General features: G+C 53.8%; 11 protein-coding genes, 1 pseudogene and 1 CRISPR repeat array. All 12 genes and pseudogenes read left to right on the top strand.

From position 1 onward, the window contains the following. Positions 1-334: 334 nt before the first annotated feature. The 12 genes and pseudogenes from EL26_RS13630 (at position 335) to EL26_RS13690 (ending at position 23,949) form a co-directional block, all read left to right on the top strand. Positions 335-2,104, top strand: a complete 1,770-nt coding sequence (locus tag EL26_RS13630) for a fatty acyl-AMP ligase (RefSeq protein WP_052036356.1) — start codon at positions 335-337, stop codon at positions 2,102-2,104. 16 nt (positions 2,105-2,120) lie between these two features. Beyond that, positions 2,121-3,875 (top strand): acyl-CoA dehydrogenase family protein, encoded by a 1,755-nt coding sequence (locus EL26_RS13635; RefSeq protein ID WP_052036357.1) that lies wholly within the window; start codon positions 2,121-2,123, stop codon positions 3,873-3,875. Positions 3,876-3,892: 17 nt separating this feature from the next. Continuing rightward, entirely contained in the window at positions 3,893-4,144 is a 252-nt protein-coding gene (locus tag EL26_RS13640) for an acyl carrier protein (RefSeq protein WP_038089828.1), read from the top strand. A gap of 34 nt (positions 4,145-4,178) precedes the next feature. Beyond that, on the top strand, positions 4,179-9,734 hold the full coding sequence (locus tag EL26_RS13645) for a type I polyketide synthase (RefSeq protein ID WP_038089831.1): 5,556 nt from the start codon (positions 4,179-4,181) through the stop codon (positions 9,732-9,734). Then, positions 9,731-15,814, top strand: a complete 6,084-nt coding sequence (locus EL26_RS13650) for a non-ribosomal peptide synthetase (protein ID WP_052036358.1) — start codon at positions 9,731-9,733, stop codon at positions 15,812-15,814. Before EL26_RS13645 ends, EL26_RS13650 begins: the two co-directional genes overlap by 4 nt. A gap of 108 nt (positions 15,815-15,922) precedes the next feature. Continuing rightward, positions 15,923-16,789, top strand: a pseudogene (locus EL26_RS24605) (IS3 family transposase). A gap of 471 nt (positions 16,790-17,260) precedes the next feature. After that, positions 17,261-19,507, top strand: coding sequence for a type III-A CRISPR-associated protein Cas10/Csm1 (gene cas10, locus EL26_RS13665; protein WP_038089834.1), 2,247 nt, complete (start codon positions 17,261-17,263; stop codon positions 19,505-19,507). Further along, complete coding sequence (gene csm2 / locus EL26_RS13670) at positions 19,482-19,976, top strand: type III-A CRISPR-associated protein Csm2 (RefSeq protein WP_052036361.1); 495 nt, start codon at positions 19,482-19,484, stop codon at positions 19,974-19,976. Before cas10 ends, csm2 begins: the two co-directional genes overlap by 26 nt. 14 nt (positions 19,977-19,990) lie before the next feature. Next, positions 19,991-20,632 carry a type III-A CRISPR-associated RAMP protein Csm3 gene (gene csm3 / locus EL26_RS13675; protein ID WP_052036362.1) on the top strand — a complete coding sequence of 214 codons (642 nt, stop codon included), beginning with the start codon at positions 19,991-19,993 and terminating at the stop codon, positions 20,630-20,632. Next, positions 20,629-21,561 (top strand): type III-A CRISPR-associated RAMP protein Csm4, encoded by a 933-nt coding sequence (csm4, locus tag EL26_RS13680; RefSeq protein ID WP_038089837.1) that lies wholly within the window; start codon positions 20,629-20,631, stop codon positions 21,559-21,561. The genes csm3 and csm4 overlap by 4 nt, the downstream gene beginning before the upstream one ends. A 68-nt stretch (positions 21,562-21,629) precedes the next feature. Continuing rightward, the gene (gene cas6 / locus EL26_RS13685; protein ID WP_161780731.1) at positions 21,630-22,508 is read left to right on the top strand and encodes a CRISPR system precrRNA processing endoribonuclease RAMP protein Cas6; all 879 of its coding nucleotides are present in this window, start codon (positions 21,630-21,632) and stop codon (positions 22,506-22,508) included. 22 nt (positions 22,509-22,530) lie between these two features. Beyond that, the gene (locus EL26_RS13690) at positions 22,531-23,949 is read left to right on the top strand and encodes a hypothetical protein (protein WP_038089844.1); all 1,419 of its coding nucleotides are present in this window, start codon (positions 22,531-22,533) and stop codon (positions 23,947-23,949) included. A 219-nt stretch (positions 23,950-24,168) separates the two neighbouring features. Further along, positions 24,169-24,577: a CRISPR direct-repeat array (repeat unit 37 nt). The last annotated feature ends 511 nt before the right edge of the window (positions 24,578-25,088 follow it).

Below are 25,088 nucleotides of genomic sequence, written 5' to 3' on the forward strand. Positions count from 1 at the left end.
CAGTTTAGAATTTCTTCTATCAAAGCTCAATTTTAATCAAACAGAAAAATAAACATCAACCAAATTGAAGTATAGAAAAACCAATTTGACCAACTCTATAATCTCTAATTAAGCATCAATTGTCAACGTCGACATGTAAATTCCACAGAAACAGATCGTATTGACATTACATAAATCTGAAGAATATAATTTTACTCCAACAACATCATTATTTCCTCGACCCTGATTTATCTAGTTTAAAACCGTTCTATTCTTATTCGATTTCCCCGTTTGAAGAAGGCAAATCGAATCCGCGTTTGTCGAACCCATGTTGCGTTACGAGGAGGAATCGGCTTTGTTTTCCACAGTAGTTGATGCGCTTGAACACTGGAGCAACACCCATGCCGACTTGATGGCACTCACGTATCTCGGAGAAGACGGAGAAACCGAAGAAGCCCGTCTCACCTTCACGGAACTCGTGCAGCGTGCCCGGTTGATCGGTGCAGCGCTGCTCGAACGGGGCGCAACCGGTCAGCGAGTTCTCTTGGCGTATCCCTCTGGAAGTGAGTATGTGACCGCGTTCTTTGGTTGCCTCTATGCCAACGCGATCGCAGTGCCTGTGACCTCGCCGAAGATCACGCGCCCGGATCGTCGCTTTGAAGCGATTCTAGAGGATTCAGAAGCGAAGATCGTCCTCACGTCCAGTTCCATCCTTCACGCTTTGCAAGCTCAAGAAAACCGGTTCACCCAACAGTTTGGTGATGTGCAATGGCTTGACACTCACGACTTGGACACCTCCAATCTGGAACCGTGCCCGGTGCCCAACGTCAACCCGGATACGGTTGCGTTTCTTCAGTACACGTCCGGGTCCACCTCCAAACCGAAGGGCGTGATTGTCACACATGGGCATATCATGCGCCATCTGGTGATTGCGTCCGAAGCGATCGGGGTCTGCGAAACCACGACGTTTGTGAGTTGGCTTCCGCTCTTTCACGACATGGGTCTGATCGGCAACGTTTTCTCCCCGGTGCTAAACGGACGTCATGTCGTTCTCATGTCCCCGCTCACGTTCATCAAACGCCCGTTGCGCTGGTTGAAAGCGATCGACCGCTACAAAGCCGACATCACCGCCGGGCCGAACTTTGCCTATGATCTTTGCGTGCGCAAGGCCAAGCCGGAAGATTTGCAATCTCTGGATCTGTCCAGTTTGCGTGTGGCGGTGACCGGTGCGGAACCGGTTCGCTATGACACGGTGCGTCGGTTTGATGAAACGTTCGCTCCGTGCGGGTTGAAAGCGACGACCCTGTGCCCGAGCTATGGCATGGCGGAAGCAACGCTCATGATCAGCGGTTCCTCCTATGAAGAAGGTTATACGTCCCTGCAGGTGGACAAGCGGGCGTTGTTGGAAAACCGTGTTCAGCCTGCCGCTGCCCCGGATCAGGAACTGGTGCTGATCGGTTGCGGACGTCCGCTCAACGCCGTCACGGTGCGCATCGTCAATCCGCAAACGCGGGTTCCCTGCCCGCCCAACGAAGTCGGGGAAATCTGGGTGTCGGGTCCGCAAGTCGCGGGCGGCTATTGGAACAACCCGCTCGTCACAGAAGAAACGTTTCAAGCGACATTGCCTGACGAGCCGGGTAAAGTATTCCTTCGCACCGGCGATTTGGGCTTTCTCCATGAAGGCGAAGTGTTTATCACAGGCCGCCACAAAGACCTGATCATCATCCGTGGACAAAACCACTATCCGCAAGACATCGAATGGACCGTCGAAAACGCGCATCCGTTCGTTTCCACAGACAACACCGCCGCTTTTTCCATCGAAGCGGACGGTGAAGAGAAATTGGTCATCGTCACCGAAGTGGAGCGACAGTACCGCAAACACGACCTCGCCGAAGTCGTGACCGCCATCCAAGCCGCCGTGTCCGAGCGTCATGAACTGCAGGCGCACGCGGTCATCATCTGCAGCCCCGGCGCAGTTCCGAAAACGACGAGCGGCAAAATCCAACGCAAAGCTTGTCAACAAAAATTTGTTGACATGAGGCTCTCCACGCTTCATGCCGTCATCAAAAACAGACATGTGCCCAACTGGGGACTGGTGGAAAGCGGCAACGATACTGCCAACTGAAAGGAGCAATGAGTCGATGCGCGTTTTTGATCAATATCTCGCCGCGGAAGATATGGAACGGTACTTGGGGGACCCCTTGTGCCCAGGCAGCCGCATCTCATTTCAACGTGTGGTCGAGTTGGACGAAGCCGATCAATATCCGCAGGAGTTTCTTTCCCGCCTGCATGAATGGGGGTACATGAACTATCTGGTTCCCAAGCCGTTCGGCGGGCAATTGCGCTCGTTGGAGGAACTGTTTGCCCTCAGCCGCGTCATTGCCCGGCGCGACCTGACGAGTGCCGTTGCAACCGGCGTTTGCTTGCTCGGTGCTCTGCCGGTATGGCTTCGCGGCACCGACTCCCAACGGGCAAGAGCGGCAGAACTGCTGATGGGCGGCGGAAAAATGGGGTTTGCACTTTCGGAGAAGGAACGAGGGCACGACCTCATCGCCAATGACCTCAGCGCTTGGGCGAATGAAGAGGGACACTACCTGCTGAACGGAGAAAAATGGACGATCGGCAATGCTACCCGCTCCGACGCGCTCACGTTGTATGTGAAGACAGCCGACACCAACAATCCGCGCAGCCACTCGATTTTGTTTGTCGACAAAAAAGACCTCAACCCCTCCACCTTCGAAAACACGCCGAAAATTAAAACGCTCGGACTTCGCGGCCACGACCTCAGCGGCATTCGCTTCCAAGACAGTCCGGTTTCGCAAGACACAATGGTGGGGCAACCCGGTGACGGCTTGCTGCTCGCGACGCAAACCACGCTGATCACCCGTTCCCTGTGCAGCAGTTTCATGCTCGCCTCCGCCGATACCCTCTTGCGCTCCACGTTGCAATTTGCCAAAGAGCGCCATCTGTACGGCAAACCGGTCACCGACATGCAATACGTGAGAGCGACGCTTACGGAAGTGTTCGTCGACACGTTGATCGCCGACTGCCTCGCCACCGTCACGATGCGCGGACTGCATGTCATTACGGATCAAGCAAGCATTTGGGCCGCTGCCGTCAAGTATTTCGTGCCCACCAGCATCGAGCGTTCGCTCCTGACTCTGAACGGCATCCTCGGGGCCCGTTTCTTCCTGCGGGAAGAACATCAGTTCGGCATCTATCAAAAGTTTTACCGCGACGCGCCGATTGTCAGCGTATTCGAAGGCGGGTCCTACTCCAATTTGCAAGCCATTGCCCTGCAACTTCGTCAATTGCTCAAGCCGAAAGCCACCGAACCGCAAGCGTTGCGCGCGGAGCTGGAAGCGATCTTCGATTTGCAACACCCTGTGCCGGAATGGCTCGACGCTTCCCAACTCGATCTGCACAGTCATGGACGAAACACCGCACTCGACGGTTTGGACCTTATCGACGAGTTGATGCGTGATCGGATCTCGGACCGGGTCGCCGAAGCAACGCGGGATGAAATCGCCGCGCTGATCGAGGAGTTGAAATCGCAAGTCGAATCGCTTCGCACACTGACTCGCAAACTGCACCCGGACAAGTCGTCCGATCAAATGGAAGTGGCACGCCGGTACGTTCATTTGCACACCGCAGCCATCGCGGTGCACACGTGGTTGTTCAACCCAGAACATCCCGCCGATTTTTTCCGTACTGGAGAATGGCTGGTCTTGGCGTTGCGCCGCCTGTTGTACGGAGAAAATCCCAGCATGGGCTTTGCTCCCCGTGCCGACTATGTCGAAAACGTGTTCCAAGCCTTGGAAACGTTGTTTGAAGAAAATCGTCTGTTCGCGTTGGTGCCGATTTCCTTGGGTGCCCAAAACGAAGGCGCGATCTAAGAGAGGGGTTTTTGTTAATGTCGAAACAAACGCCGGAAGCGATTCAAGAATGGATCATTGATCAGATCTGCGAACTGACAGATCTTGAGGCGTCCGAAATTCATCCGGAAGAGCCGTTTGCAAGCTATGGGTTGGATTCCATGTCGACCGTCACGCTCGTCGGCGATCTGGAAGAATGGCTCGGCCTTCGATTGGCGGCCACCTTGCTGTGGGATTATCCCACCATCGATGCCCTGTCTGTCTATTTAGCAGAACTCTCTGCCGATTGAACGATACTCTGCACCTGCATACCAGGAGGAAAACATGGAACCTATTGCGATCATCGGCATGGCCTGCCGATTTCCCGGTGCTGACGGGGTCGACAGTTTTTGGGAACTGATAAAAAACGGGGTAGACGCCATCCAAGAAGTGCCGAATGATCGTTGGCGCTTGGACACATTCTACGACGAATCCCGCACTCGACCGGGCACCATGAGCACGCGCTATGGCGGTTTTTTGTCCCGAATCAGCGAATTCGATGCGCAGTTCTTCGGGATCTCGCCTCGTGAAGCAGCAAACATGGACCCGCAACAACGTCTTTTGCTGGAAACGGCATGGGAAGCGTTGGAATCTGCGGGTCTTGTACCCAAACAACTTGCCGGCAGCAAAACCGGTGTATTTGTCGGGATCATGAATTATGATTACGGCAACATGCAATCGCGCAATCCGGAAGATATCAATCCGCACAGCGGACCGGGCAGTCAGGGCTGTATGGCCGCAAACCGCCTGTCCTATTTCTTTGATTTCCGCGGCCCGAGCTTGTCCATCGACACCGCGTGTTCCTCCTCGCTCGTCGCCGTTCATCAGGCTTGCTTGAGCTTGCAGTCTGACAATGCCGGCCCGATTGCCCTCGCCTGCGGAGTCAACGTGATCCTCTCGCCCACCGGGAATGTTTTCTTCAGCACGGCGGGTTTGATGACCGCAGACGGCCGTGCCAAAACGTTCGACGCAAGCGCAAACGGATTTGCCCGCAGCGAAGGAGTCGGCGTGCTGGTTCTCAAGCCGCTTGCCAAAGCGTTGGAAGAGGGAGACCCGGTTCTTGCCGTGATTCGCGGAAGTGCGATCAACCAAGACGGACGCACCAACGGCATCATGGCACCGAACCGCTTCTCGCAAGAAGCCCTGCTTCGCGAAACCTATGCCAGAGCCGGGATCAACCCGAGCCAAATCCAGTATGTGGAGACGCATGGAACAGGCACGCTGCTCGGTGATCCCATCGAAGCAAACGCGCTTGGCACCGTGCTGAGTGAAGGCCGTGACCCGGAAGACCGTTGCCCGATCGGTTCGGTAAAAACCAACATCGGCCACACAGAATCGGCGGCCAGCATGGCCAGTGTGATCAAAGTTGTACAGATGCTCCGGCACAAATTGATTCCGCCGAGCTTGCATTTTCAAACACCGAACCCGTATATTCCGTTCGATTCCCTGCCCTTGCGCGTGCCGACAGAATTGGAACCGTGGCCGCAAGGAACCGGATCGAGACTCGCCGGAGTCAGTTCCTTCGGCTTCGGCGGAACCAACGCCCATCTGGTGTTGGAAGAAGCTCCGGCAAGCACCGCCAAGCCCGCAAGGCCCGCTTCTGCAGATCGTTCCGCTGCTGAGCCCTTTCTGTTGCCGCTCTCCGCGCGTCACCCTGACGCCTTGCGTGCGTTGAGTCAATCCTATCTGCAGCGTTTGACGGAGAATTCGGATCTCGCGCTTGACGATGTGGTCTATACAGCAAGCCTCAAACGCACACAGCACGACTATCGACTCGCGATCGTCAGCGATTCGACAGAGCAACTGATTCAACAGCTCCAAACATATCTGGCGCAAACCTCTCATCCCGATCTGGTCACGGGACACCGTGCACCCGCCCGCCAATTAAAGCTCGTCTATGTCTTCACCGGACAAGGTTCGCAGTGGTGGGGCATGGGACGTCAATTGTTGCAAAATGATTCATTTTTCGAACAAAAATTAATCGAATTATCGAAACAATACGAAACCATCTCTTCGATCTCCGTGCTTGACGAGCTGTTGGCACAGGAGGAACATACGCGTCTCGATCAAACTTGCATCGCGCAACCGGCGTTGGTTCTGCTTCAAGTGGCACTGGTCGAGTGGTTGCGCGCGCATGGAGTCGAGCCGCACGGTGTGATTGGACACAGCATCGGGGAAGTGACTGCCGCTTATATCGCGGGCATCCTCACACTTGACCAAACGCTTCAGCTCCTCCATCACCGCAGCCGCATCATGCAAAAAGCGACCGGAACCGGACGCATGGCGACCGTCCGCTTATCTGCGGAGGAAGCGGTTCCCTATTTGCAAGGTCTTGAAAACCGTGTCAAAGTGGCAGTGGTCAACGAGCCCGCTTCGTGCGTGCTTGCCGGAGACACAGAAGCGATGGCCGAGTTGGAGGCAACGTTCCACTCCGCATCCGTCACCATGCGCTATCTCCCTGTCCAGTACGCGTTCCACAGCCCCCAACTCGAACCCTACCAAGCGGAATTGCAGCAAGCTCTCGATTTCCTGACGCCGCAAAAAGCCTCGTTGAAGATCTGGTCCACACGTACAGGCAAACTCAGTGACGGAACCGAATACGACGCGTCCTACTGGGGACGCCAGATGTGCGAAAGGGTGCAGTTTTCCGCAGCCGTTCAAGCGTGCGCCCTGGAAGGGATCACCCATTTTATCGAAATCGGTCCGCATCCTGTGTTGACCGGTCAGATCAAAAAGTGCCTCCACCACATCGACAAAACCGGCTTGATCGTGCCTACCCTGCACCGCGAAGAAGGAGAGCGCCGTCAGTTGCTCCGCGCGCTTGGCACCCTGCACGCCAACGGGTACAACCTCAACTGGAACCGACTTTCGCCGCGCGGACAGGTGGTTCGTCTCCCCGCCTATCCGTGGCAACGAGAACACTTCTGGTTCGAACCCAACGCAACCGCTGCGGACTTTTGGGAGCGCACGCAAGACGCGCCGATCGACAAAACTCTGCATCCGCTGCTGGGTTCCGCCGTTTCTCTGGCCCATCCCATGGCCGCGAACATCTGGCAGAGCCAAGTGAACAAATCTCGCCACCCCTGGCTTGACGATCATCGGATTCAAGGCAAAGTTGTCGTTCCGGGAACGTCTTATTTGGAAATCGCCTTGGCAGCCCTTCGTGCCCAGCGCGGCGATGGTGTGTACACACTGCGCAATTTGGAAACCCGTCGCGCCTTCTTCCTCGAAGATCAAGAAAAACGCTTCGTTCAAACTTGGTTGTCCGAACCGGACCGCGAGACAGGCGTTCAGAACATCGCCATTTACAGCTCTCCGGCAGATGAACGGGACCCCAAATGGATTCAACATGCGCAAGGGAGTGTCGCGTTTACGGCGCGAGAATCCCACGTCGAGCCTGCTCCGCTCCCGTTGTACGAACTGCTGGCCCGCTTCCCGGATGCGGCGGCTCCCTCCGACTTCTACCGCGACGTGGCAGGCAAAGGTCTGGAATACGGCCCGACCTTCCGCAGCATCGACCAACTGTACCTCGGGAACGGAGAAGCACTGGCGCACTTGCGCCTCCACGAAAAACTGCACGCTGATGCGGGGCGCTTCCTGATGCATCCGGCACTCCTCGACGCGTGCGGCCATCTCCTGCTCGCCACCGATGAAGTCGAAGCGGGAAGCGATTTGATCTACATGCCGGTCGGAATTCGCGAAGTTCGGGTGTACGGTTCGTTTGACCAAGAAGTGTGGAGCCATGCCAGTTTGAAACACGACGAGCAAGGACCGCAGGACCGCGTCGTCGGGCAGATTCGCATCTTCGACGGTTCCGGCCGTGTGCTTGCCGAAATGGACGATCTCGAATTTCAACGGATCGGCACTTGGAAAAAACGTGAGCGCCACGACACCTTCGACTCGTGGCTGTACGAAGTGCAATGGGAAGAAACGCCGTTGCCCGCAACACCCGCCGAGCAGCAAGGTCTCTGGCTCATGCTCTGCGACACCGCAGGAGTCGGCGACGCTCTCGCAGACCTCTGGCAGCAACAGGGACGCACTTGCATCCGTCTCTACTCCGGCGACTCGTTCCAAGAACTCGGGCCCTTGCGGTTCGCGGTTGATCCTGCACGAGAGGAAGACATCCGCCAGGCCTTGCAGATTGCCTATGCGACGCTGTCTCAAGAACCGCTGGCAGGCGCGCTCCATCTGTGGAGCCTCGACATCCCGATCGAAAGCATGGCCCAAAAAGAACGGCTCTCCCTCGCTTCCCGCCTCGCCTTGCAAAGCAGCGTGGCACTTGTGAAAACGTTGAGTTCCGACCCGCTGGCCCGTCGGACAAAAGTTCACTTCGTAACCCGTGGTGCACAAGCGGTTGACAGCACCTCTTCTGTCCACGTCAACCAAGCGCCGCTGTGGGGTCTTGCTCGTTCCTTGCCCATGGAACACCCTCACCTGTGGGGCGGGTTGCTCGATCTGGACCCGAATGCATCTTCCGCACAATCGGCGGAGTGGCTCAACCTCACCATCGGCAAGGCTCATGAGGAAGACCAGACGGCGATTCGCAACGGCCGCCTGTACAACGCGCGGTTGCGCACCCCCGACAAAGCCAAAGTGCTCGGAGAACCGACTCCGATTTCGGAAGACGGAACCTATCTGATCTCCGGCGGCCTCGGAGGTCTCGGTCTGGAGACAGCCAAATGGTTAGCCAAACAGGGCGCCCGTCATTTGCTCTTGCTGGGACGAACCCCCATGGCGCCGCGCTCCGAATGGGCGCAGCTCGATCCGGCATCCCGACAAGGGATGCAAGCCGCAACCCTCCTCGACTTGGAACAACAAGGCGTGCAGGTGGAAACAGCAGCGGTTGACGTATCCGACGCCGAGCAAATTCGCGCATGCCTGCATCAACGGAGTGAACGAGGCGTTCCTGCCGTTCGAGGTGTGTTCCACTTGGCAGGCAACGCCGAAGGAAGCCTGCTCACCGACCTGTCTGCCCAAACCTTGTCCAACATCCTGTCTCCGAAACTGGCTGGCGCTTGGGCGTTGCACACGGCCTTGGAAGGAGCGGAACTTGATTGCTTCGTTTTGTTCTCTTCCGCTTCTTCCCTGATGCCGTCGCCGATGATCTCCGCGTATGGTGCGGCCAATGCGTCGCTCGATGCGTTCGCTCATTACCGCCGCTCCTTGGGTCTGCCGGCTCTCAGCATCAACTGGGGTCCGTTCGCACAAGTCGGGATGGCGATGCAAAACACCCAAAACGAACGCCAATCCTTCGGCGCCCTGCAGCTGATCCAGCCCGAAGAAGCGTTGGACGGGATGCGTCGCCTGCTCGCCGGTTCCGGTTCCCAACTCGCCGTGTTCCCGATCAACCGCGAGATGTGGTACCAACTGTATGAGCGCAACCGCACCTTCCCGCTCTTGCGCGCTCTCTCCACCGCACCTGTCAAAAAAGCGGAAGTCTCCGCTTCCGCACTCAAGGTGGATCATGTGGAGAACTACGTGAGCCAACAAGTGGCCAACGTGCTGCGCCTTTCGGTTGGCAAGCTCGATGTCCAAGAATCCATGCTCAATCTCGGGATGGATTCCCTGATGCTCACAGAATTGAAAAACCGCATCGAGACGGATCTGAACGTGTCGCTTCCCTTGGTCAAGCTCTTGCAGGGTCCAAGCGTTCACCAACTCAGCGAGATGATCCGCGAACAACAGCAAGAGGAAACCGCCGCAGAAACCGCCGCCGCGGCAGAAGCGACGATCCCTGACGAGCTGGAAGCGGAGCAGCTTTTGGATCAACTGGACGACATGTCGGAGGAAGAGATTGAACGACTGCTGAGCTTGATGGCAGACGAGGAGGTGGAATCATGACCGTCAACGACACGGCATCTGACAAACGCGAACTTTTGCGGCAACTTCTGGAGAAGAAAGCCCGCCAACCGCAACGGCTCCCTCTGTCGCACGGCCAGCGCGCCATGTGGTTTCTCTACCAAATGGAGCCGGATTCCGCAGCCTATCACATCCTGTTTGCTGGACGGCTTCCGAGCACGCCCGACCTCGAAGTCCTGAACCGAGCGTTGAAAAAACTGATGCGCCGCCATCCGGCACTGCGCACCACCTTCGAACAAACAGCAGAGTCTCTGGAGCAGATCGTGCATCCGCAACTTGAAGTGCCGCTCACGGTGATTCCGGCACACGCTGAAACGGAGGAAGAGCTCTACGAACACGTGATGACGATGGCGCGCACCCCGTTTGATCTTACGCGCGGACCGTTGTTTCGCGTGGTGGTGTTCGAGCGTGAGGAGTCCCCTGTTTTGCTGATCGCGATCCACCATATCATCTCCGACTACTGGTCGCTCTCCGTCCTGCTCGACGAACTTGGACTTCTCTTCGCAGAAGAGAAGTCCGGGGTTTCGGCGGAACTTCCCGCGATTCGCAGCACGTATGGCGAATATGTAAACTGGCAGAACGAACACTTGCAGGGTCCCGCCGGCCGTCGCAACCATGACTTTTGGACGGAAACATTAGCCGGCGAACTCCCCGTCCTGCGTTTGACAACCGACAAACCGCGTCCGCCGGTGCAGACGTTCAATGGCAAAGGGATCACGTTCGAGCTGCCGGAAGCGCTGGTCGAGCAAGTCGAAACGTTGTCGCGAGCGGAGTCTGTCACCTCCTATGTGACACTGTTGGCTGCGTTTCAAATCCTGCTCGCCCGCTATACCGGCCAAGAGGAACTGTTGATCGGCTCGCCGACGGCCGGACGAAGCCGTCCTGAATTTGAAGGTGTGATCGGGTATTACGCCAACCCGGTCATCATGCGCACCCGTCTGCAACCGCAACAATCCTTCCGCCAGTTGCTCCAAGACCTGCGCGGCGTGGTCCTTGACGCCATTTCGAATCAGGACTACCCCTTCCCGCTGCTGGTCGACGAATTCCAACGCGAGCGCGATGCCAGTCGTTCCCCTCTGTTCCAGACGATGTTTGCTTTCCAAAAAGCACCGCGTCTGGAGGAACAAGACTTTTCGCTGTTCATGATCGGCGACCCGGACGCCCGGCTGAATCTTCAGGGTCTGGAACTCTTCCCTTATCCCGTTCCGCAACAGGAAGGGCAATTTGATTTGACATTGACGATGATCAAGCACGGTACGGCGATTCGGGCGGCGTTTTTGTACAACACCGATCTCTTCGAAGCCTCCACCATTCAGCACATGAGTGAGAACTTCTGCCAACTGCTCACCGCGTTGACGGAAACACCCGACCAACCGGTTCACGCCCTGAACCTGCTGAGTGCGCAGGAGCGCCGTCTGCTGCTCACGGAATGGGGCCGTCCGCGTCTCTCGCTGTCGACGGAAACCGCCTTGGAAACCTTCGAAGCACAGGCGCGGCAGAACCCGCAGGCGACCGCGTTGTACTGCGAGGGAGAGTCGCTGAGCTATGCAGAACTGCTCCAAAAAGCCGATCAAGTCGCCGTGTTGCTCCGCTCCCGAGGCGTACAACCGCAAGATACGATCGGGATGATGCTGGAACGGTCGGCCAGCGCCGTCATCGCGATGCTTGGCATCCTCAAAGCGGGCGGCGTGTACGTCCCGCTCGATCCGGCCTATCCGCCTGAACGCCTCCACTATATGATCGACGACAGCCGAGTCCGTTTCCTGCTCAGCCGCCGCTCACTGGCCGACTCGTATGCTTCTTCCGCCCTCGACGTGTTGGACATGGACGACCTGCTCGCCATGAACACAGACCCCGACACGTCGATCGAGATGCCAACGCCGCGCGGGGACCAACCCGCCTATATCATCTACACATCCGGCTCGACCGGCACGCCGAAGGGGGTCGTCGTCAACCACCAAGCACTCGCTCAGCAGGCGCAGACGATCCGCGAGTATCACCAACTGACAGGCGCCGACCGCGTGTTGCAGTTCTCGTCCTTGAACTTCGACACGTCACTGGAACAACTGTTCAGCGCGTTCACAGCAGGAGCGGCCGTCGTCATGCGCGGCGACGCCTTGTGGAGTTCCCAAGAACTGCGAACAAACTTCGAGCAATACCGGGTCTCGGTCGCGAACTTGCCGACAGCCTACTGGCATCAGATTGTCCACGAGTGGAAAACGATGAACATCGAGTTCCCCTCCTCCCTGCGCCTGATGATTCCTGGAGGAGAAGCGCTGTTGCCCCGGCATGTGCAGCTTTGGCGTGAACTGCCCACCCAAAACATTCGGCTGATTAACGCCTATGGACCGACCGAAACCGTTGTCACGTCCCACTCCTTTGAGATTGCCCCCGACACGCCTTTGCAACAGGAAAAAGCCGTTCCCATCGGTCGCTCGCTGGGAGACCGGGTCTCCTATGTCCTCGATGCAAACGGACAATTGGTGCCCGTCGGCGTTCCGGGAGAGCTTCACATCGGCGGCTCGACCTTGGCTCACGGGTATCTCCACCAGCCGGAGTTGACGGCGCAAAAGTTTGTGCAAGACCCTTTTTCAGACGACCCGAACGCCCGCATGTATAAAACGGGCGATTTAGTCCGCTATCTGCCGGATGGTCATCTCGAATTCCTCGGCCGTATCGACAAACAGGTCAAAATTCGAGGATTCAGAATCGAAATCGAAGAGATCGAAGCGAACTTGTTGCAGCACCCGTCTGTTGCAGGAGCTTGCGTGGTCGTAAGAGAGGATGAACCGGGCAGCAAGCGACTGGTCGCCTATCTCGTTCCTGCTCATGACGAACCGCATACGAGTGAGTTGCGTCGTTTTGCCCGCAGCAAACTGCCGGACTACTCGGTTCCATCCGCGTTTGTCTGGTTGCCCGAATTTCCCCTTACTGCCAACGGCAAAATCAATCGCAACGCCCTCCCTGCACCGGAGTCCGTGGAGCAGACGGATCGGACAGACGGTGCATCACCGCGAACCGAAACCGAGACCGTTCTCGCCGCGATCTGGGGTCAAGTGTTGAAAAAAGAGCATGTCGGCATCCACGACAATTTCTTTGAGCTCGGCGGCGACTCCATTCTCGGTTTGCAGATGATCATGCAGGCTGGACAAGCAGGCATTCACCTGACGCCCAAGCAATTGTTTGAATACCAGACGATTGCTGAATTAGGCGAAGTCGCAGGTCTTGCGACCTCCAAGATTGTGGCCGAAACCGGACTTGTCGAAGGCGATGTGCCGCTGACGCCGATTCAACATTGGTTTTTTGAGCAAACGTTGCCCGAGCGCCACCATTTTAACCAGTCTGTGTTGTTGGAAAGCAGCACACCGCTTGATGCCGGTCTGCTCCATCAGTCCCTCCTCGCGCTGCTGGCTCATCACGATGCCCTGCGCTCCAAGTACCGACTCGTAGACGGAATCTGGCAACAAACCGTGACCGGATCGGTTGCGGAAGTTCCGTTCCAGACGGTGGATCTCCATTCGCTGTCTGCCGATGAACAGGAAAAACTCATCGAACAGACGGCGGCACAAGCCCAAGCCTCGTTATCTCTTGAAGACGGCCGTCTCTTGCATGCCGTGCTGTTCAACCGCGGGCCTGAGCAGCCCGGCCTGCTGCTCTTGGTCATTCACCATCTGGTCGTCGACGGCGTTTCGTGGCGGATTCTGCTTGAAGACCTGCAACTTTCCTATCAACAACTGCAAGCGGGTCAACCTGTACAACTGCCTGCGAAGACCACCTCGTTCCAATATTGGGCACAACGGCTTGCCGCCCACGCGAAGACGGAAGAGGTTCGAAGCGAGCTCGCTTATTGGCAACATCGACCGGCAGCCGCCCCTGTGCTTCCGCGCGATCTTGAACGAGGTCCCAACACGGAAGGTTCGACACAAACGGTGACTGTTTCGCTCAGCGACGAAGAGACATCCGCGTTGCTTCACCGATCGCTTCGCACCTACCGTGCCCAAATCAACGAGTTGTTGCTGACCGCCTTGGCGAAATCGCTGTCCGATTGGACCGGTCAGTCCGCCAGCCTGATCGAACTCGAAGGTCATGGGCGCGAAGATTTGTTTGACGACGTCGATCTCACCCGCACGGTTGGCTGGTTTACTTCGGTGTTCCCCGTTCAATTGGACTTGCGGGAAGCCTCCACCCTGATTCAAGCGATCCAAGCGGTGAAGGAACAACTTCGCGCCATTCCGAAGCGCGGCATTGGATATGGACTTCTTCGCTGTCTGCAGGAAGAGGATTCCGTGAGACGAGAGCTTCAACAACTGCCGGTTGCTGAAGTGACGTTTAACTATCTCGGGCAATTCGACGATGCCGACGGCTCCTCCGCACTGCGAATCTCCCCCCGCTCAAGCGGCCCGATGCGCAGCGCAACCGGGATTCGCAGTTCCCTGCTGAACTTCGACGGAAGTTTGCTGAACAACCGATTGCAATTTGAGATCACGTACAGCACCAACCTCCATCATCACGAAACGATGGAGTGGCTGGCGAACCGGTTCCTTGCACACTTGCGCGACATCATCAGCACCTCGGAAACCCCCGGCGTCTGTGCGCTGACGCCGTCCGATTTCCCGCTTGCCGATTTGACCCAAGCGAAAGTGGACTCGCTTGCAGCGGCGTACCCGCATCTGGAAGACCTCTTCCCGATGACACCTACGCAACAAGGGATGCTGTTCCGCACGTTGGCTTCACCTGGCCGCAAGATCTATCACGCACAACTGGACTGCCTCTTGGAAGGACCGCTCGACGTTGCACGTTTCCAACAAAGTTGGCAATATGTGCAGGACAAGCACCCGACATTCCGCACGTTGTTCGTGTGGAAAGACCTGGATGTTCCGATGCAGGCCGTGCTCCAGGAGACCGAACAACAATGGCAGATGATCGACTTGCGCCATCTGAGTCCGGAGGAACAACTCGTTGAGCTGGACTCCTTCTTGGAAGCGGACCGCAACCAACCGTTTGCGCTCGACCGTGAGCCGTTGATGCGCTTCACCCTGCTGCGGCTGGCGGAGGAACGCCATCATTTTGTCTGGAGTCATCACCATCTGCATATCGACGGCTGGTCCTTGGCGCTGGCGCTTACGGATGCGATGCGCCGCTATGAGGAACATGCAAGCAGTCCCCTTCAGGAACGTGCCCGTTCCTACCGCGACTATGTGCGTTGGCTCAGTGCTCAATCCATGTCGGAAGCTCAATCCTATTGGACCGGGCGCCTCCAAGGCTACCGTTCCCCGAGCCGCCTTCAACTGCCTGCCGCACCGCCGGGAACACCGTCCGCATGGAGCAACCGCGACATCCAACTGTCTCTGGAAGAAACCAACGCCCTGCATGCGCTGTCCCGCCAAGCGCAGCTCACGCCCAACACGATCCTGCAAGGAGTCTGGGCTCTGCTGACCGCTCATTTCAGCGGTCAAGACGATGTTGTGTATGGAGTGACAACATCAGGTCGACCCATGGAACTGCGTGGAGCGGATTCGATTATCGGGATGTTCGTCAACTCCCTTCCGACTCGCATCCAGATCCCGCAGAACGGATCGGTCGCAGAGTGGTTGAGAGCGATTCAGACGGCGCAGGCGGAGGCACGTCAATACGAGTTCACCCCGTTGTCCCGCGTTCAGTCATGGAGCGACCTGCCGCATGGAGAAGATCTCTTCGAGAGCGTATTCGTGTTTGAGAACTATCCGCTCGACCGTTCGATCATGCAAGTGAACGGCCTGCGCGCACACCAACCCCGTTCGACGTTGAACCCGGGGTACACACTCTGCCTGCGCATCATGCCCGGCGATGAACTGCACGTCCTGCTTGAATTCGACAAAGCAACGTTCGCCGCCCAAGGCATCGAGACATTGCTCAACCTGATGCGACAGCTCCTCGTCACCTTGCACGAGCACTTGCACCAGGACCTTTCCGAGTGGCGGGACGTGCTCCGGCAAAAACACCAACAAGAACTGGACCGCTTGCAAAAAGACGCGCAACAACGCAAACTCAGCAAATTGCGGGAACGACGCAACAAGTCGTAACGCCAAAAAGGCAAGTCTCTCTCAATGGTATTATCCCCTCTAGGTAGACACGAGAAAAAGGACATCGGTAAGATGGACTTACTCGTGACGACCGGAGGGGATTTTTTTATGGCTAGAAAAGGGACAAAGTTCAATCGTTATTTCCTTGAAGTAAAAAGTGAAGCAATTCGGCTTTATTTAGAGGAGGGGATGGGGTATGTGGCTGTAGCACAACGATTAGGTTTGCGAAGCAAGACCCACGTGGAAACATGGGTCAAACGGCACCTTGAAGGGAAAGGATTCCAAGACGAGCGCCTTCGAGCACCTGTGAAACCTGATGAGCAGTAAAACAGGAGCAGATCGCCACACTCAAAGGGCACATTCTTGCGATCCACCAGCAATACCCATTCTACGGATACAAGCGGGTTCGTGTAGCTCTTAAACGCGAAGGTATTGTGGTCAATACAAAAAAAGTGCGACGTCTCATGCGTGAACTGAAAATTCGCTGCCACAAAACCAATGGAAAAGTTGGCAACCGACATCACCTATATTCGGGTCAAAGATGATTTCGTTTATATGTCAGCGGTGATCGATCTTTATAACAACGAGGTAGTGGCCTGGGCGACTTCGGAACGAAATGACATGGCACTGGTTCAAGCAACTCTCAACAAATTGTCCAAAGTACAAGGGATTGCGGGAGCTATTCTCCACTCTGATCAGGGCTTTCAATACACCTCTAAAGTGTACGCCAATCAGTTAGCAGGGCTGCAGTTAACAGGTAGCCACTCTCGCCGTGGAAATTGCTTTGACAACGCCTGTATCGAGTCATTCTTTTCGCATATGAAAACAGAGGAGATCTATCTCAACAAACCAGGTACCTATGACATGATTAAACGAAACATCGAGAGGTACATCCGTTACTATAACAGTGCTCGTTTTCAAACAAAACTAGACGAGCGCTCCCCAATTGAATATCGGAAAGCGCTCGCTGCATAACAATATCCTTTTTCTACTGTCTACTTGACGGGGCTGCGACCATCTTTCTTTTCATTTTTCGAATTGTCGGAATGGAGTTGCAATGTTGTTGACCTCCGTATTGGAATAACCCGATCCAGTTAGTCTCCCTGTAAGTAGGGTCTTGGGTTGTGGCAATCCAAAATCGGTACAGGAAACCTAGTTGTTGCGCGGCTTTCGGCCACCTTATTTTCAACCTACAACCACCCTGCATTTTTCGAGGATCTACTTTTTGCTCAAAAACCCCCTCGATCCTCAAAAATTTTCTAATTGCTCTTCTTCTTCCTCAGCATATTTTGTTGGACGCCTTTGAGAAAGAACTAGTTTTGATCATAAACCTTAACAAAAATAGTAATTACAACTGGACAATGTTGATTCTCAAAATTACAATACATATGTGCACTCGCTTACCACAAACAAATCAATGTTTTACTTTAGAAAGGAACCCCTAGTATGGACAACCTCTTCCCAGTCCTGTGTTCCATGTATTTTCCAGTCTATGAGGTGCTGACTACCTATGCTCCCCCGCACGAACTATCCACCCATCAAACGATCTTGGATGCCTTCCGTCCTCTTCCAACTGTCCCATCGCTTGGTGAGATCATGTACCAACTCTCCGAAAATCCAACGGGGACTACTCCCAAACTGATTGCGGAGTCCATCGCACTTTCTGGGTGGACAAAGCCCCACGGTTCACGACAAGCACTTGCTACGGTTTTCAGCAAGATCGAACTTGATCACAATGGCAGCACGCCTTCCTACTACCAACTTCAAAAACTCAAAGTAGACAGCCTGCTACTCCGACAGGCAGAACCCACTCATTCACTTCCAGCCCTTCAATCGCATGTTCGCCAATTTATGCGAGAGTCTGAAACTTTATTCGAGCAGAAGGATCTTCCTCTGCGCTCCTTCCTCATTCAAATGGCCGAATTGATTCGCACATGGTTTTGGTGTCTTCCCGTTGAAGGTCAGTCCAACACGGGAGAATCTGTGGCCGATGTCTGTCGTTTGGCCTCAGCCATCGCTTCCTGTCTTTGCAAACATCCAGATGCCACCCAATTCGGCTTGGTCGTGGGGGATCTCTCTGGAATTCAAAACTATATCTTCAGCATCGCCGTTTCGAATCAAAAAGGAGTCGCCAAACGACTGCGTGCTCGTTCGCTCTTTCTCACTCTGTTAACCGAAGTGGTAGGTCACCAAATTGTACATCAATTTGAGATGGACGTATGGAATATTGTGATGGATTCGGGAGGAAAACTCTACCTCCTTCTCCCCTGGTTCGACTCTGCTCCTCATTTACTAGAGGACATCCAACGAACACTTGATCGTTGGGCTCTCCAACAATACAACGGAGAGATCGTGTTGAATCTTGGGTGGTGTGCGGTGGACAAGGAACGAGTAAGCGAGGGAGACCACCTCTTCGCCCGGCTCAACGACTCGATCCTCACGCGAAAGGCGCAACCGCTCTTATCGGCACTTACAGAAGGATCGCAGTGGGACGAATCCGTCTGGTTGATCCCAGAATCGCTCAGCAAGCGTTGCAGCAGTTGCGCTAAATTTCCCGTACGAGTTCAGAACCTATGCGCCATCTGCGCTCGTGATGAACAGGTCGGGACGAAATTGCTGCATACGAAGTACATCTCCTTCCATTTTGCAAAGCAAGGGGACATCTCGTTCTTCGACAACTATTCGGTGCGCCTCCACTCCGAAATCCCTGTCCAGTCTGACGATACATACTTGGTTTGGTTGATTGAAGAAGACGCTTCTCACGTTGATCCCGTTGAACTTCCCCTGTGCTCGCATCCCATCGCGAACCATGTTCCACGGCAAGATGGGAGCATCATGGACTTTGATTGCATCGCCACACAGGGCGTCGGAGGAAATCAACTTGGGTATCTAAAAGCGGATGTTGACCAATTGGGGACGATCTTTTCCTTTGGTCTCAAAAAGGACGGGCACCACGTCCCTTTGACAGCGATTTTCAATTTGAGCACGATGTTGGATCTGTTTTTTTCAGCTTGGCTCCCCGCACGCTTGAAGGGAACCCATCCGCTTACCTATACCGTATTTTCAGGTGGAGATGACCTCTACTTGATCGGCCCTTGGGAGGAGATCATTCGCCTCGCGCTGGATCTTCGAGATCATTTCCGGAAGTACACGAGTTATCATCCGGAAATTACACTGTCCGCCAGTTTAACATTCGGCCCCGCTCGTACTCCGATTCATTTTCAAACCTCGATTGCCGAACGAGATCTAGAGAAAGCCAAAGAAACTCCCGCACTCGAACGAACCCAAAGCCGAGATCAGGTCACGTTATTGGGGGTTCCCATGAGTTGGGAAACGCTACAACGTGTCTTTCAAGAAGCACAAACCGTTCGGCAATGGCGTGAGGAGAAACGTATACCATCTGCTCTCCTGTATCGTCTTGCACATGCGAGCAACGAGTATCGTGCCTACCGAGAGGGCGATCCCTCAAAAGTCACGTTCGTTCCGCAATTGGTGTACACGATCAAACGCAATGTGCCGGCCCAAGATCATGAAGTACGCCAATGGCTCGCCCGCTTCGTCGATCACCAGTACTTGTCCCTCGACACTGTCAATCCGATCCTCTACATGGGTCAAATTATGCGGCTCATCTTGATGTACAACGAAGTTTCAGAGGAGGTTCATGACCATGACTCAACCACCACGCCAAGATAAAAATGGGAGCAGCGCAGGACCAAACGCAAGTCGCCCCCAATCGCGTCCTGCTCCTACATACAACAACGGATACAGCAGCGCCTATCTCGCCAAGGGCTACTACACTGATGATTCCAAAAAACAAATTCGGCGCGAAATCATCGTCGAGGATGCGGAAAGGATCGCCCATGCCCTGTTCTCTAAAAAAATGACGAGTACCACACTGTACCGTTTCTTCAATATCTTACGCGTTGCCTACGACCAATTACAGGCTGACAAAAAACGCGATTTCCGTGCAGTCGTCAATAAGATTGATATTTTGGAACCTGAAGCCAAGAAAGCGGTCCAGCGTGATGTCGCACCGCATATGTTTTTCAATTTCATACGAGATAACGTACGCCTCGCGAGACAGGGTGAAGAGAATCTGCGAGCATTTCTTCGTCACTATCAGAGCGTGATTTGCTATTTCCCAGAGAACAAGAAAAACTAACCGGAGGGATTCCCATGAAACTTAAACAAACCGTGAAATGCACCGCTACCTTATACTGCAAAACAGGGCTGCGGATTGGCGGAACTAAGGACAGCCTCGACATCGGGGCGTCCAACCCCATCGTCCGCCATCCGTTAACGCGAGTCCCTTACATCCCCGGCTCGTCAATCAAAGGAAAGTTGCGTTCGTTGCTGGAATCGGTACATTCTTCGAATAATACGGAGCGTGCTTGCGCTTGTGGAACATGCCCCGTCTGTAAATATTTCGGTTCGCTGAACTCCGCATCGCCTACTCGCCTCCTCGTTCGCGATGCGTTTATAACTGCCGATCATCTCTCCACTCTTCAACACGCAAACGAAGACTTTGGCATCAACTTCGTAGAAACCAAAACAGAAAACATGATCAACCGCAAAAACGGAAAAGCTGAAAAGCCACGGTCGATCGAACGAATTCCGGCAGGGACGGAATTTGAAGTGGAATTGATCATCCGTGTCTTTGAAGGTGATGATCCCTCTGAATCCCAAGCCTTGCTTGAGCAAGGCATTCGGATGATGGAAGCAGACTATCTAGGCGGTTCGGGTGGACGAGGTTATGGGCAGGTGGAGTTTCGAAACCTGACCTTCACACCGATCACATGGGATGAGAAGCGTTCATGATCATCGAATATCGCTTGCACTTCAACTCTCCTCTGCTGGGTCAACTCGACAGTGATACGCTGATGGGGGCAATGGCTTGGGCGATGGTTCGAACCGAGGGAGTCCCGGCACTTCAAGAGTGGATTCAACGCTGCCTCGACGACGATCCTCCCTTCGTCGTGTCGAACGGCTTTCCCACCGGCTATTTCCCAAAACCGATGCTGCTCCCCTTGAAGCGCACCGAAAGCGCAGACAAATCAAGCCAGCTTCAGGTCGCGCGCGAGAACAAGCGCTTCAAGAATCGCAGGTGGGTAACGAACGATGAGTTTCATCAACTCTTGCAGGGACAACCCTTGACAAACCATTCGGTCGTTGAGCCCTCCTCCTATTCTGGCACCCACGTTCATGCCGTCATTGATCGGACAACGGGTAAGAGCCTCTCAGAGCACGGACTTTATGAGATTCATTTCTCAGGATACCTTGCTGTGTCCCTCTATTTCCGACTTCTCGATCTAAACTGGGCGCAAAAAGTAGACAACCTGCTTCGATTTTTAGAAATGGAGGGGATCGGGGCACGAAAGTCAACAGGTCACGGCCAATTCAAAATTCTGTCCCATCAAGAATACGTACTGCCCGAGATACAAGAGAGCAACGGGTACGTCGTACTCTCTACGTTCGTCCCCTCGATTCGCGATTCCCAAGTGGGACGCTATCGGGTGAAAACGAAATACGGAAAAGTAGCCGAGGAATATTCGCAACAGGGCGTCCCCTTTAAAAAACCGTTGCTCATGATCGAAAGTGGTGCTAGCTTCCATGACTCCACTCCTCGTACCTATTGTGGACGGATCGTCACCGGCATCACCCCTCAGCGACCTGAAGTCGTCCAGTTCGGGTACGGTCTGACCGTCCCTGCACAACTTGCACTCGTAGAAAGGGACCTTACCAAATGAACTGCTCCTTAGAAATCTCCTGCACCCAGTTCACATTTGCGGTGCAAGAACCTGGGACTCTCCCTGCTATGAAAGGCTCTACCTGGCATGGCATCCTCGGTTCACGAATGAAGCAGCTTTTTTGCCTCTATCCGCACACCTCTTGCACAGGCTGCTCTCATCGCTCGGCCTGCGGGTACGTCGATTTTTTCGAACCTCACTTGCAAAGCAGTGAAGAACAAACCCCTTCCTCGTTTCAGAAGGGGTTTGTTCTTCGCGACATGACAGACATGCGGAAACAATTTCAGCCAGGGGATCTCCTCACAGTTGGGTTGGTGTTCGTCGGACGGATTCAAAAGTATCTGCCACTCCTCGTAGCTGATTTCAGCCGCCCGTTTCGGATCGGAAAAGTTCCATTTACCATCCAATTATCCGAAGTTCGTCAACTTCAATTCGCCAAACTGAGTGAGTTGGTTTTGTTCCGAGAGGGTCAGCTGATCCTTGCCCCAACCTCTACGAACACCGTTGGCCAGCTTTGGAAACTCGCGGAGGGGGTCCATTCGAACTCCGTGCAACTGAATTTTCTGACCCCGACGCGCATGAAAACGGCGGGGCGATTAAACAAGGCCCCCAACTTTGAACAGATTGTCCAAGCGTTGATCCGCAAACTGAACGCGTTTGCCGTACACTTTGGCGATGGACGAGATGTGATAGGAGCTGAGCACTATCAGGAATTGATGAAGAATTGCCGCTCTCTCCACGTGGTAGAGAATTCGCTGCGTTGGGTGGATTGGAAACGGTATTCTCGTCGCTCGGAGGAAACGATGACGCTTGGAGGGTTTATCGGCACTCTTACCGTGTCTGGAAACTTGAAACCTCTACTTCCACTCCTGCTGCTCGGTGAGTATCTACATGTTGGGAAACAGGCGTCCTTTGGACTGGGTCAATACAGGTGTCAATTTGTGTGAAACGAGGAGGGAGATTACTCGCATGAAGATGTTATTTGCCAACATCGGCAACCGCGATGTACAACTCAAGGAAACGATTCACTTTCCAGATGGTTCGGAGCTTACGAATGACGAGTTACTCAAAAACTGTCGCGCTCATGGCGAAAAACTACTTTCCCATGAGTCAATCTCGACACCGTTTCTGATCTATCCACTTCTGAGTAAAGCACTTCAAGATATCGTCAAACTTGGCATACTCCTGGACCGCGTGGTGTTGTTTTCCACGGATCAGCCGGAGGGTGTCGAGTTTCGAAGGACAGATACCCTGCATTTCGCCAAGCTGTTGGAGAAGTGGATCTCCGAGGAGTATGCAGAAGCTGTTCATGAAGTAGAAATTGTGCGCGTAACGGAGAATCCGTCGAGCTACGATCTCATGTACCTCAGATTTGAAGAGTACATGAATCACTTTTCAATCCGAGATGTAGAGACGGCGTACGTGTTGCTAAGCGGTGGAACGCCCGCGATGAACAATGCCCTGCTGTTCCTTTCGCATAAAATGTTCGACCAACGGGTGACCTGTCTGTACGTCAAGGAGTTTGAAGAGCAGCCCACGTACTTACGAATTGGGGAAACGATGCGCAAAAAAGACCTCTGTGAAAGCCTGAGGATCTTGATCCGTCGGCATGACTACCTCGGGGCGCGTGAATTGTTGGAGACGAATCGTGAGTTATTTCCCAAGGGGTATGACACGCTCCACCCACTGCTCACCTATGCGCATCATCGTTTGTGTTTTGATTTCAAAAAAGCAAGAGCTGCGCTTGATCCTCTTGCTGGCGACCCTCGTATGGAGTCACTCCAACGAAAAATCCCGGATGCAGAGAATGTACCGCGCTCTCTTGAAGAGTTGATCGGTCACGCCACGATTCTCTATGAGCAGGGGAACTATATTGACTTTTTAGGACGATTGTTCCGATTTCAAGAGGCTTGGTTGTCAGAAGTTCTCAAAAGGAAATTGCGGTTGCCTGTTAGGAAAAATAGATCGATTTCTTTACAACGGAAAGAGCTTAAAAAGGGGTTCCGTGGCAGTGAGTTCGATGGATATGTTGCGTCTGAATTCAAAAATAAATTGAGTTCTACTGCATTAAAACTAGATCGTCCAACCATGAGCACAATCATAGATTGGCATATCGAAAAGAACCACCCTGACCATAATCTTCTACAAAAACTCATGAGATACTCCCGCAAAATGGACAATCTCGCTACCCTTCGCAATGAAAGTCCGATTGCCCATAACTTCAAAGGCGTCTCTCATGAAGACCTCCAGAATAATTATGGGGGAGAGGACTTTCGCGTATTAGCAGATATGAGGGAGATGTATAGGCTACTGTTCGGGTCATTTCCTGAAACGTACATCTTTCGAGAAACGAATGATCTTGTCGAACAAGTACTCGTACATGCATAGCAAAAAGCGTCTGCCTCTGAGGAGGCCGCTGAAAAAGTCCAACATTTTTTCAAAACACAGACTTTCAGGGGTACTTGGATGTATCCCTTCATGCTATAAAAAGCGCTATGAGTCTACTAGAGGCCATGCGCTTTTTTAGTTTCGTGCTGTTTTTCAAAATAGGACTTTCAGCGGCCACACTCTGAGCAGGTGTTTTTTTTTTTGTGTGGTGATTTACTAGATTTTGTCCCCTGTTAGTCGGGTCTAGGATTGTGACTACGACGTCAACGCGTGGAGCTGCACACAACGGCCACAGTTTCAGTCCCCTATTTATCGGGTCTAGGATTGTGACGATATAGAACTTGTAGTCCGACCGATGTCTCTTGTGGTTTCAGTCCCCTATTTGTCGGGTCTAGGATTGTGACACCGCCAACGCCATTCTAAAGGAGTTCCGTACCAAGACGTTTCAGTCCCCTATTTGTCGGGTCTAGGATTGTGACTCGATTCGCGTAAAACAAAAAACATATAATTGAGAGGTTTCAGTCCCCTATTTGTCGGGTCTAGGATTGTGACAAACCAAGGCTTGTGAGGTCTGCGTGCATTTCGAATCCGTTTCAGTCCCCTATTTGTCGGGTCTAGGATTGTGACCGACCGAAATCCGCACATGAAATCCTAGATGTGATGCGGCTTCCAGCCCTCTCCGTTTTCATCTAGAACTCTCCATTTTTCGAGGATCGGTTTTTTGCTCAAAAACCCCCTCAATCCTCGAAAGTTGTTTCTCACATGGTTATTTTGCGTAAACCTAGTATAACTTATGTATCCATTGGTGAAAATAGATTTTTTTTACATACGAAAAAACCGACCTTCGTGGCCGGCCTTGCTCATTTTATGCGTGACCTCTTCCGTGAAATCATCGCAAGAGGGGGCATCTGCTGGATAGAACACAATATCACCGTCAGATTGTTGAGACACATTGCCGTCTGAATCGGTGAAACTCCTTTTTTAACCTTCCTTCGACCATTGGTTGGGAAGAGGCGCATAAATGTACTGCAACCATTTCCGTTTTCTTAATAGTCGGAATGGAATTGCAATGTAGCTCTATCCAGTTAGTTTCTGTTTCCCTGTTAGTCGGTCTTGCGTTGAGACGTTGCCGCGAACTG

The sequence above is a fragment of the Tumebacillus flagellatus genome, from assembly GCF_000714935.1.
GTDB lineage: Bacteria > Bacillota > Bacilli > Tumebacillales > Tumebacillaceae > Tumebacillus > Tumebacillus flagellatus.